Here is a 9,322-nt window from a genome sequence, read left to right as displayed (position 1 = left end):
GCGACGTCTATTCGCCGGCCGAGTTGAAGACCATGCAGGAGGTCATCACCCTGGTGGTGTTCGCGGGGTTCACGGCGCTCTACTTCAATGAGCCGCTAAGTTGGATGCAGGGCGGGGGGTTTCTCTTGATCGCGCTGGGCGCCGCGCTCGTTTTCCACGGCCAGGGGTAAACGCGGCGCCGGAGAACGGTTCGGCCTACGGGACGGCGGATACCGTCCCGCGGCCGCCGCCAGTCAGAACCCTCTGAAAATATTGCCGCACGCCAGGATCACGTAGCCACGACGCGACCCAAAACCCGTGCTCGGTAATGAACGGGATCGGCACGAAGGCGCCGATGATCGCCAAAACGGCCAGGATAATCGAAACTACGAAGACGACGGTTGTCGGTGGTGACAGACTCATCTTCAGCCCTCCCTCTTGTTGACGAGCGGACTGTAATCGTTTTCTGTGAAAAAGCGAACGCATGACAGGGGCGGAAGCGTCACAAAACGGCCGTTCGCCGGGGACTCACAGCCGAGGATGAAGGAGACTTTGCGATGGCGCCGATGATGCGGCTGGTCCTTGGACTTGGTGTGCTTGTGCTCATTCTCGCGGCGGTCGCGCTGGGGCTGCCGGCGCATGTGACGGTGGCGCGGTCGGTGGGGATCAACGCCCCCGAATACGCGATTTATCCCTATCTCAACAATCTACGCCGGTTTCCGGAATGGTCGCCTTGGGCGGCCCGCGATCCCAGTATGAAGATGACATATTCCGGCCCGCCCGAAGGCAAGGGGGCCAAGGTCGAGTGGGAGAGCGAAGTGCCATCCGTCGGCGATGGCAGCTTGCAGATCGTCGAGACGGAGCAGTCCCGCAGCGTGGATCTCGCCGCGGATATCAACGGTCTCAACGGCGCGAGCTCCTATCAGCTCACCCCTGACGGGTCCGGCAGCAAGGTCACCTGGATCTTCCGCTATGAGACGGGGTCGAGCCCGATCAAGCGCTGGAAAGGCTGATGCTCGACGGCCTTGTCGGCGCCGAGTACGTGAAGGGTCTTCAAAGGCTCAAGGCGAAAGTGGAGGGCGATCGTGCTCCGACCGCGCGTCCCGTCATCGTGCCGCCGCAGGCTGTCGCCCCGGCTGCGCCTGAAGGCGGTGAGCCATCCGCCGGCGGGAATCGGTCGTTCCCGCGGCGCCGGCGCAAGGCGCGCAACAGCAGGCCGCACCGGCTCAGGCGGACACGCCGCCACCGCCGCCGCAGCGCTAGCAAACAACGAGATTAGAGCTTCCGCTGTTCTTCCGCAGGCTTGGGAGCGGCGTCGGGCTCGCCTTGGGTTGCCTGCATGATCAACTTCTCCAGCGGCCCGCACTGGAATTGTGCCGCTTCGCCGCCGAAGCGTTCCGCCTCGCTCGCGGCGAGATGGGGATCGATCACCCGGCGTCCGGTGACCTGGTAGACGCAGATCGCACCGTCCGCGGCCGTGAAGGTAATGCTGTCGCCGATGGTCACGTCGCTCAGGGCCACGTCGCCCTGCACCTGATCGCTCTTCGCCTTGCGGGTCTCGGCGCGTGCGGCACGGTCCGGCGCAGGCAAGACGGATTCAGCGACGCCGGCTGTCTCGCGGCGCATCGCAGCGCTCAGGCCGAGCCGGGGCACACTGCCCGATGGCGCGAGCGACATGCTCACGGAGAGATCCTCCCACGGCCAACGGGCCGGGGTCGATTGGTCGGCGAGGACTTGATTCCAGACGCTCTGGCGCAGCGCTTGCGCGAGCCCGTCCTCGCCGAGCGAGGGCAGGACGCTCGCCAGCTGGACGCCGCCAACCACAAGACCAACGGCACCAACGGCTCCTAACCACGCCTTGCGCGTCCCGCGCTGGCGAAGAGATAGGAGGAGGAGCTGCACCGACCCCCGTAACGGCATCAGATCCTCCTCCCGATCCGCCGCGGGGAGGCATTGTCGCGGCGGTAGTGGCGCCGCATGAGCAGCGTCACTGAGCTTAGGAAGATGAGCAAAAAGACGAACATTGCGATTTGTCCTGTCTTACCGTTCCAGGCCGATGGCTCGACGCCTGAGACTTTCACTGTCTCCTGCGCCACGCCCCCTGCCGCGGTGCGTGCCGGCGCCGGATCGGGATTTCCGAGTGCGGTGTCGGCTCGCGGCGGTGGTGCCGGAATCGGTTCAGCTGCTGCAACCAGCGTCCCGGCGCCTCTCGGAAGAGGTTGCGGTGCGGCGGTCGCCTGAGCGTTCCGGCTGGGCGTCCGTAGACCTTAGCATAGACCCGGCCGTCTGGAAGATTCAGGCGGAGCTTCGTGGTGGTAACAACTTTGCCATCGGGGCGGGAATCCACGGAATCCCAGGCCGCCAAGTCTGTCTGGCTCGAAACAAGACCATGCCGGAGGGTCACCCGGTCGATGGCATCATCGAAGGGTTTCGGGCCGATCGAGCCGAATCGTGTGGCTTCGAGCGCGCCAACAGGCTCGGTTCGCGCCAGGAAGCTGAAAACGGAGATGACGGCCGCGATCACGGCAAGAGCGGGCAAGACCGCCAGGGGCTTAAGAAAGCCTGGAGCAACAGATCGCAATGTCATCGACTGCCCTCGGTGCTCGGCACGAGCGGCAATGCAGCACGCCAATGGGGCACGGGCGTAACCGTAATGTGGCCCGGGGCCCAGTGTCCCCGCCATATGTGTGGCCGGAATGGGGAGGGGATCGGCGGAACCTGCAACCGGATCGAGGCGTTACGGGCTTGCGTCAACAACAACTTATTGGTGACAGCCGCCCGGCCCCCTGGGCGGCTTTAATCCCGCTCATCCATTTCAGGAGGACCCACCCATGTCGAAAATGAAGAACCTCGAGGACCTGTTCCTGCATCACCTCAAGGACGTGTACTACGCTGAGAAGCAGATCCTGAAGGCGTTGCCGAAGATGGCCAAGAAGACCGATTCCGACAAGCTGCAGAAGGCCTTCGACGACCATCTGAAGGAGACCGAGGGCCAGGTCGAGCGCCTCGAGCAGGTGTTCGAGATCTTCGGCCAGAAGGCGAAGGGCGAGACCTGCCCGGCGATCGAGGGCATCATCAAAGAAGGCGAGGAAGGCATCAAGGACTCCGACGATCCGGACGTCCGCGACGCCGCGATGATCGCCGACGCCCAAGCGGTGGAGCATTACGAGATCACCCGCTACGGCACGCTGATCGCCTGGGCCAAGCAGCTCGGCAAGAACAACGCCGCGAAGCTCCTCCAGGAGACGCTGGACCAGGAGTACAACGCCGACAGGCTTCTTTCCAAGCTCGCCGAGGGCCAGCTCAACAAGGAAGCGGCCTAGATTTCCGGACTATCCGGAGGTTTTTGCCTAAGAACAACGCAGCGTCGGGCCTTGCTCGCCGCTGCGTCTTTTTATGCACGGTCATATTGTGCATTGCACTTGCGGGGCAAAGCACGCCCGCATAGGGTTGCCCCGATTTTTCCCGCAGTCCTCGCATTTTTTCAGGAGTTCTCCATGGGACTGGTCTCCCGCACGCTTGAACGGGTCAAGCCCTCGCCGACGATGGCCATCACGAACAAGGCGCGCGAAATGAAAGCCGCCGGTTTCGATGTCATTGGTCTAGGCGCCGGCGAGCCCGACTTCGACACGCCCGACAACATCAAGCAGGCCGCCATCGAGGCCATTAAGCGCGGCGAGACCAAATACACCGCCGTGGACGGTATCCCCGAGCTCAAGCAGGCCATCGCTGAGAAATTCGCCCGCGAGAACGGGCTCGACTACAAGCCGGCCGAGATCACCGTGGGCTCGGGCGGCAAGCACGTGCTCTACAACGCGCTGCTCGCGACGCTCGACCCCGGCGACGAGGTAATCATCCCGTCGCCCTATTGGGTGAGCTATCCCGATATCGTGCTGTTGGCGGGCGCAGAGCCTGTGATCGTCGAGACCACGCTCGACGAGAACTTCAAGCTCACGCCGGAAGCGCTCGAAAAGACCATTACGCCCAAGACCAAGTGGTTCATCTTCAACTCGCCGTCGAACCCGACCGGCGCCGCCTATACGCGCGATGAGATCAAGGCGCTGACCGACGTGTTGCTTCGCCACGAGCGCGTCTGGGTGCTCACGGACGACATCTACGAGCATCTCGTCTATGACGGCTTCGAGTTTTCCACGCCGGTGCAAGTCGAACCCAAGCTGAAAGAGCGGGCGTTGACGCTGAACGGCGTGTCCAAGGCCTATTCGATGACCGGCTGGCGCATCGGCTATGCGGGCGCGCCGGCGGAGCTCATCAAGGCGATCGGCAAGCTCCAGTCGCAGTCGACCTCCAACCCGTGCTCCATCAGCCAATGGGCCGCGCTCGAGGCGTTGCGCGGGCCGCAGGACTTCTTGAAGGACTGGGTGAAGTCGTTCCAGGAGCGGCGCGACCTCGTGGTCTCCATGCTCAATCAGGCGAACGGCTTGAGCTGCCCGACCCCGGAAGGCGCGTTCTACGTTTATCCCTCCTGCGCGGGCACGATCGGCAAGAAGACGCCGAAGGGCGACACGATCAACAGTGACGAGGACTTCGCCACGCTGCTCCTTCAAGAAGAGGGGGTCGCGGTGGTTCACGGCGAGGCGTTCGGCCTTTCGCCTTTCTTCCGTATCTCCTACGCGACCAGCATGGAGGCGCTGGAAGAGGCGTGCCGCCGCATCCAGCGCTTTTGCGCCAGCTTGAGCTAGGCGCGGTCTATAATGGGTGCGCAGGAATCAGAGGGCGAGAGTATGAAATTCTCGAAGCTCAGCACGGCGAACCAGATCGAGGGCAAGATCATGGAGATCCGCAAGGGTGCCGTGACCGCCATCGTCTATGTTCAGATTACCGGCGACACCATGGTCGAGGTGAGCGTCACCATCGCGTCGCTCGAGACGCTCGGTCTGTTCGAAGGCAAATCGGTGACGCTGATCATCAATCCCGTCGACATCATGATCGGCTGCGAGTAGCAGTCGCGGCCCGGCCTTGGAGGCGGGGTCCTAACAGACCCACCCTCGAGGATTTATGGACACACGCGCAACAGACGACCCACGAAGCGCGATCGACCGCTCCTCCCGCGTCATCGTCTGGCGGACGGCCGTGCAATTGGCTATGCGGAATACGGCAGCACGGATGGCCTACCCGTCATCGCGCTGCACGGCACGCCAGGCTCGCGCTACATGTTCGCGCTGACTGACGAAGGCGCGCGGGCGCGGGGCCTGCGCATCATCGCGCCGGAGCGTCCGGGCTACGGGCTTTCGGACGTGCATCACTTCGATACGCTGGCCGAGACGGCCTGCGACGTGCGGGCGCTCGCCGATGCGCTCGAGCTCGACCGCTTCGTGTTGCTCGGCGTCTCGGGCGGCGGGCCGCATGCGGTCGCCGCGGCGGCGCTGCTCAAGAGTCGCGTCATGCGCATGGTGCTGATTGCGCCCGTGGGGCCGGTTGCCGCCAGCGAGCATATCCGCATGTCGCATCTGCACCATTTCATCTTCTCGCGCATGGCGCCGTCCCATCACGCGGCCGGCGCCTTTTTCCTGGGACTTCGGACGATGATCGACTGGGCGCCCGGTGCCGCCTATCAGCTTCTGATGCAGCGCGTGACAGCGTCGGACCACGAGGCGCTGCTTCGCCCGGAGGTCAGGGACAATCTTCAGGCGACGCTGCGCGAGGGCTTGCGCAGGTCCATCGACGGGCCGCTTCAGGATTTGCGGCTGTATTGCGGGCCGTGGGATTTGCCGCTCGGCGAGATCGACGTTCCCACGGTCATGTGGCAAGGCAGCGCGGACACCATTGTCCCACCGGATGCCGCTTATCACCTCGCGGGCGCGCTCCACAATTGCCGGCTCGAGGTCGTCGAGGGCGCCGGGCATTATTGGGTATTCGGCGAATTCGATCGCGTGCTCGATACGGTGCGCGCCAGTTGGCCTTAAGCGCATGACGCCGGCCTTCACCCATTGCGCGATGCACGTGACGGATCTCGATAAGTCCATCGGCTTCTACGAGAGCTATTGCGGCATGACCATCGTCAAGGAACACGGCGAGGGCGACAAGCGCGTTGTGTGGCTCGCAAGCCCCGGCGCGGAACAGAGCTTCGTCCTCGTGCTGCTCGGCGGCGGGCCGAAGCGCGATCAAGATGCGGACGACATGACCCATTACGGCTTCGGCGTGCCGACGCGCGCGGACGTGGACAGGATTGCCGCGCAAGCCAAAGAGGATGGGTTGCTGCATTGGGAGCCGCGCGATTACGCGCCACCCACCGGGTATCTCTGTGGGGTCAAGGACCCGACCGGCTACATCGTCGAGTTTTCCTACGGACAGCCGCTCGGCCCTCACGGCGAGGACACTTAGGGCGCCTGCCTAAAACTTGCTGTAGGTCCGGCAGCAGCAATCCTTCAGCCCATCGCTGCGGAAGTTGCACACGAGCTTCTCTTCCGCGTTCTGACAGGCTTGCGGCGGCGCACCTGCGTCCATGCCGGTACGGCAGCTTTGGGTGTAGGGGATGCAATGGCCGCCGAGCAGCTCGGCGTTTGCCGGGCAACTCGTGGCGGTGGCGCTCGGCGCCGCACCGGCGCCGGTGTCGCCGGAAGCGGGCGGCAGGGCGTCCGGATCGTCGTCATCGCCGCCGCCGAACCAGCCGCCGCCTGAGCTTGTGCCTGAACTGTCCGAACCGCTGCCCGGCACCTTGATGTTCTTGCCGCGCCGTATGGCGCCGGATTCCCGCTTGCAGGTGTAGCCCCCTCCGAAGTCGCCGCAGACGATTTTGGCGTCTTGGACCGGCGACCGGTCATGGGAGGGCGTCGGTGGCGTGAAGGCGAACGCGCCGCCCCCCACGAGCGCAGAGGACACCGAGGTCAGAGCCAATAGCAGCAAACCGGAAACGAAACGCATGGAACCCCCGTCGCGATGAGGGCGCCACCATACTGGCTTGGAGCCAGGATCAGAAGACCCGACGCGCATGCGCGTCGAATCGCGGCTCTTGCCAGAGGGCGCGTCCCTTGACACGATGGGTTCCTAAAGGCTCGCAAGAGGGAAAAAGGGGCCGAAATCAAAGGGCCCACCTTGCGCGGCGTGCCAAGGGAGGAGAGCATGGGCCAAGCGCAGGGCCAACCAGCCCGCAGCGCCCGCTGCATCGCACTGGTTGGTCCCTATCTCAGCGGTAAGACGACACTCTTAGAATCCATTCTGGCGCGGACCGGCGCCGTCAAGCGGCAGGGCACTGTCACCGCCAAGAACACGGTGGGTGACGCCTCCGACGAGGCCCGCCATCACGGCATGAGCGTCGAGCTCAACGTGGCCACGGTCGATTTTCTCGACGACTCCTTCACCTTTCTCGATTGTCCAGGGTCCATCGAATTTCAGGCGGACGCGGCCAACGTGCTGACCGCCTGCGACGCGGCCGTCGTGGTGTGCGAGCCGGACGAGAAGAAGGTTCCGGCGCTTCAGCTCATCCTCAAGCAGCTCGAGGACCGGGGCATTCCGCACTTCCTGTTCCTGAACAAGATCGACAAAGCGGACACGCGGGTGCGCGACATCGTGCCGATGTTGCAGCCGGCTTCGGCCGTACCTTTAGTGCTGCGCCAAGTGCCCATCTGGGAGAAGGACATCGTCTCGGGCTTCATCGATCTGGCGCTCGAGCGCGCCCATGTCTATCGCGAGCATGCGCCCTCCGAGGTGATCGAAATGCCGCGAGCGCTTGCCGAGCGCGAGCAGGAGGCGCGGTTCTCCATGCTGGAGCAGTTGGCCGACTACGACGACGAGTTGATGGAACAGCTGCTGGAGGACGTCGAGCCGCCGCGCGACAAGGTGTTCGACGATCTCGCCACGGAGCTGCGCGAGGGGGTGATCTGTCCCGTGCTGTTCGGCTCGGCGGAGAACGGCAACGGCATCTTGCGGCTGCTGAAAGCGCTGCGTCACGAAGCGCCCTTCGTTCAGAGCACGGCGGCGCGAATTGGTGCGGACGGTGCGTCGTCCTGCGCCTATGTGATGAAGACGTTCCACACGGCGCATGCAGGCAAGCTGTCGCTCGCCCGCGTTCTCGCCGGCACGTTTGCGGACGGCGATTCCGTTTTCGGCGGCGAAAGTGAGGAGCGCATCGCCGGCGTGTTCGCCCTGCTCGGGCAGGAACCGGTGAAGCGCGATGCCGCCCAGCCGGGAGACACGGTGGCCTTTGGCCGGCTGGAAAGCGTCCGGACAGGCGCCACGCTGTCCACCGAGAAGGGCGCCTCGCTGAAGATCGAGCCCGGCGAGATCGCGGAGCCCGTGTTCGGACTCGCGATCGAAGCCAAGGAGAAGAAGGACGACGTGAAGCTCACCGCCGGGCTCGCCAAGATCATCGAGGAAGATCCGTCGCTCTCCATCAGCCACGACCAGGATATGGGTCAGATGGTGCTGTGGGGGCAGGGCGAGATGCATTTGCGCGTGGCCTTGGAGCGGCTGATCCGCAAATACGGCGTCGCCGCGTCCACTCATCCCCGGCAGATCCCCTACAAGGAGACCATCCGGAAATCGACGGAAGTGCGCGGACGCCACAAGAAGCAGTCTGGCGGCCACGGCCAGTTCGGCGACGTGGTGGTGACGATCGGCCCCTTGGCGCGCGGACAGGGCTTCGAGTTCTCCGACAAGATCACCGGCGGCGTCGTGCCCAAGAACTACATCCCCTCGGTGGAAATCGGCGTGCGCGACTATCTTCACACCGGGCCGTTGGGCTTCCCCGTGGTGGATGTCGCCGTCTGCCTGATCGACGGCTCCTATCATTCGGTCGACTCATCGGACATGGCGTTCCGCCAGGCTGGGCGCCTGGCTATGTCGGAGGGCATGCCCCAGTGCCAGCCCGTGCTGCTGGAGCCGGTCATGGCGGTGGAGATCGCCGTCCCTTCCGAGGCCACGGCGCGGATCAACTCCATCGTCTCCTCCCATCGCGGGCAGATCCTGGGTTTCGATGCGCGGCCCGGCTGGCCTGGATGGGACGTGGTTCAGGCCCATATTCCCGAGGCCGAGATCCAGAACCTGATCGTGGAGCTGCGCTCGGCCACGGCGGGCGTGGGCACGTTCCACGCCGAGCTGGACCATTTGGCCGAGCTTGTCGGCAAGGCGGCGGACCAGGTTTTGGCCCATCGCGGCGACAAGGCGGCCTGAGGGGATAGGGCTCCTCCTGCCACAAAGTGGCGCGGAGCCCTTGCCCCGCCCCCTCTGGCCCGGTAGACGATTGGGCAAAAATAAGACTTTCGTCTAATGGACCGTTCAGCTTCACAGAGGTGTTCCGATGACCGTATTTCCGCAGCTCGTAATTCCTGAGACCCTTGCCGCCGGCCCCGGGCCGGGGAACACCGATCCGCGCGTGCTCGAGCGT

At 64.4% G+C, this 9,322-nt stretch carries 12 protein-coding genes; 8 read left to right on the top strand and 4 right to left on the bottom strand.

Annotation, left to right across the window (positions count from 1 at the left end; all coding sequences use genetic code 11):
• Positions 1–170: DMT family protein (locus tag AUC71_RS18590; RefSeq protein ID WP_141701503.1), on the top strand; the 170-nt coding region annotated here is incomplete at its 5' end.
• A 25-nt stretch (positions 171–195) separates the two neighbouring features.
• On the opposite strand, the gene AUC71_RS06550 is transcribed toward AUC71_RS18590, so the two are convergent.
• A complete protein-coding gene (locus tag AUC71_RS06550; RefSeq protein ID WP_069623628.1) occupies positions 196–402 on the bottom strand; it encodes a hypothetical protein in 207 nt (68 codons plus the stop codon).
• 134 nt (positions 403–536) lie between these two features.
• On the opposite strand from AUC71_RS06550, the gene AUC71_RS06545 reads away from it, so the two are divergent.
• Complete coding sequence (locus AUC71_RS06545) at positions 537–992, top strand: SRPBCC family protein (protein WP_069623627.1); 456 nt, start codon at positions 537–539, stop codon at positions 990–992.
• A 262-nt stretch (positions 993–1,254) separates the two neighbouring features.
• On the opposite strand, the gene AUC71_RS06535 is transcribed toward AUC71_RS06545, so the two are convergent.
• Both AUC71_RS06535 and AUC71_RS06530 read right to left on the bottom strand, forming a co-directional pair.
• Positions 1,255–1,899 carry a hypothetical protein gene (locus AUC71_RS06535; RefSeq protein WP_141701502.1) on the bottom strand — a complete coding sequence of 215 codons (645 nt, stop codon included), beginning with the start codon at positions 1,897–1,899 and terminating at the stop codon, positions 1,255–1,257.
• 157 nt (positions 1,900–2,056) lie between these two features.
• Complete coding sequence (locus AUC71_RS06530; RefSeq protein ID WP_069623624.1) at positions 2,057–2,503, bottom strand: hypothetical protein; 447 nt, start codon at positions 2,501–2,503, stop codon at positions 2,057–2,059.
• Positions 2,504–2,810: 307 nt separating this feature from the next.
• Between AUC71_RS06530 and AUC71_RS06525 the strand changes: the two genes are divergently transcribed.
• The 5 genes from AUC71_RS06525 to AUC71_RS06505 all read left to right on the top strand — a co-directional run bounded on the left by AUC71_RS06525 (position 2,811) and on the right by AUC71_RS06505 (position 6,321).
• Entirely contained in the window at positions 2,811–3,302 is a 492-nt protein-coding gene (locus AUC71_RS06525) for a YciE/YciF ferroxidase family protein (RefSeq protein ID WP_069623623.1), read from the top strand.
• A gap of 174 nt (positions 3,303–3,476) precedes the next feature.
• Complete coding sequence (locus tag AUC71_RS06520) at positions 3,477–4,679, top strand: pyridoxal phosphate-dependent aminotransferase (RefSeq protein WP_069623622.1); 1,203 nt, start codon at positions 3,477–3,479, stop codon at positions 4,677–4,679.
• Positions 4,680–4,721: 42 nt separating this feature from the next.
• Complete coding sequence (locus tag AUC71_RS06515) at positions 4,722–4,940, top strand: TOBE domain-containing protein (protein WP_158007733.1); 219 nt, start codon at positions 4,722–4,724, stop codon at positions 4,938–4,940.
• Positions 4,941–4,991: 51 nt separating this feature from the next.
• The gene (locus AUC71_RS06510) at positions 4,992–5,903 is read left to right on the top strand and encodes an alpha/beta fold hydrolase (RefSeq protein ID WP_141701501.1); all 912 of its coding nucleotides are present in this window, start codon (positions 4,992–4,994) and stop codon (positions 5,901–5,903) included.
• A gap of 4 nt (positions 5,904–5,907) precedes the next feature.
• A complete protein-coding gene (locus AUC71_RS06505; RefSeq protein ID WP_069623619.1) occupies positions 5,908–6,321 on the top strand; it encodes a VOC family protein in 414 nt (137 codons plus the stop codon).
• 9 nt (positions 6,322–6,330) lie between these two features.
• Here AUC71_RS06505 and AUC71_RS06500 read toward each other — a convergent pair whose 3' ends face one another.
• Positions 6,331–6,861 (bottom strand): hypothetical protein, encoded by a 531-nt coding sequence (locus AUC71_RS06500; protein WP_069623618.1) that lies wholly within the window; start codon positions 6,859–6,861, stop codon positions 6,331–6,333.
• A gap of 198 nt (positions 6,862–7,059) precedes the next feature.
• On the opposite strand from AUC71_RS06500, the gene AUC71_RS06495 reads away from it, so the two are divergent.
• Positions 7,060–9,108 carry an elongation factor G gene (locus tag AUC71_RS06495; RefSeq protein WP_069623617.1) on the top strand — a complete coding sequence of 683 codons (2,049 nt, stop codon included), beginning with the start codon at positions 7,060–7,062 and terminating at the stop codon, positions 9,106–9,108.
• Positions 9,109–9,322 lie beyond the last annotated feature (214 nt).

Origin of the sequence: Methyloceanibacter marginalis (genome assembly GCF_001723295.1) — a bacterium.
Lineage (GTDB): Bacteria > Pseudomonadota > Alphaproteobacteria > Rhizobiales > Methyloligellaceae > Methyloceanibacter > Methyloceanibacter marginalis.
This window is presented reverse-complemented; position numbering and strand designations above follow the sequence as displayed.

Excerpts from the sequence above, each read along its gene's own strand:
- AUC71_RS06550 (WP_069623628.1), bottom strand. The coding sequence starts at position 402 with ATGAGTCTGTCACCACCGACAACCGTCGTCTTCGTAGTTTCGATTATC.
- AUC71_RS06545 (WP_069623627.1), top strand. The coding sequence starts at position 537 with ATGGCGCCGATGATGCGGCTGGTCCTTGGACTTGGTGTGCTTGTGCTC.
- AUC71_RS06535 (WP_141701502.1), bottom strand. The coding sequence starts at position 1,899 with ATGCCGTTACGGGGGTCGGTGCAGCTCCTCCTCCTATCTCTTCGCCAG.
- AUC71_RS06525 (WP_069623623.1), top strand. The coding sequence starts at position 2,811 with ATGTCGAAAATGAAGAACCTCGAGGACCTGTTCCTGCATCACCTCAAG.
- AUC71_RS06520 (WP_069623622.1), top strand. The coding sequence starts at position 3,477 with ATGGGACTGGTCTCCCGCACGCTTGAACGGGTCAAGCCCTCGCCGACG.
- AUC71_RS06515 (WP_158007733.1), top strand. The coding sequence starts at position 4,722 with ATGAAATTCTCGAAGCTCAGCACGGCGAACCAGATCGAGGGCAAGATC.
- AUC71_RS06505 (WP_069623619.1), top strand. The coding sequence starts at position 5,908 with ATGACGCCGGCCTTCACCCATTGCGCGATGCACGTGACGGATCTCGAT.
- AUC71_RS06500 (WP_069623618.1), bottom strand. The coding sequence starts at position 6,861 with ATGCGTTTCGTTTCCGGTTTGCTGCTATTGGCTCTGACCTCGGTGTCC.
- AUC71_RS06495 (WP_069623617.1), top strand. The coding sequence starts at position 7,060 with ATGGGCCAAGCGCAGGGCCAACCAGCCCGCAGCGCCCGCTGCATCGCA.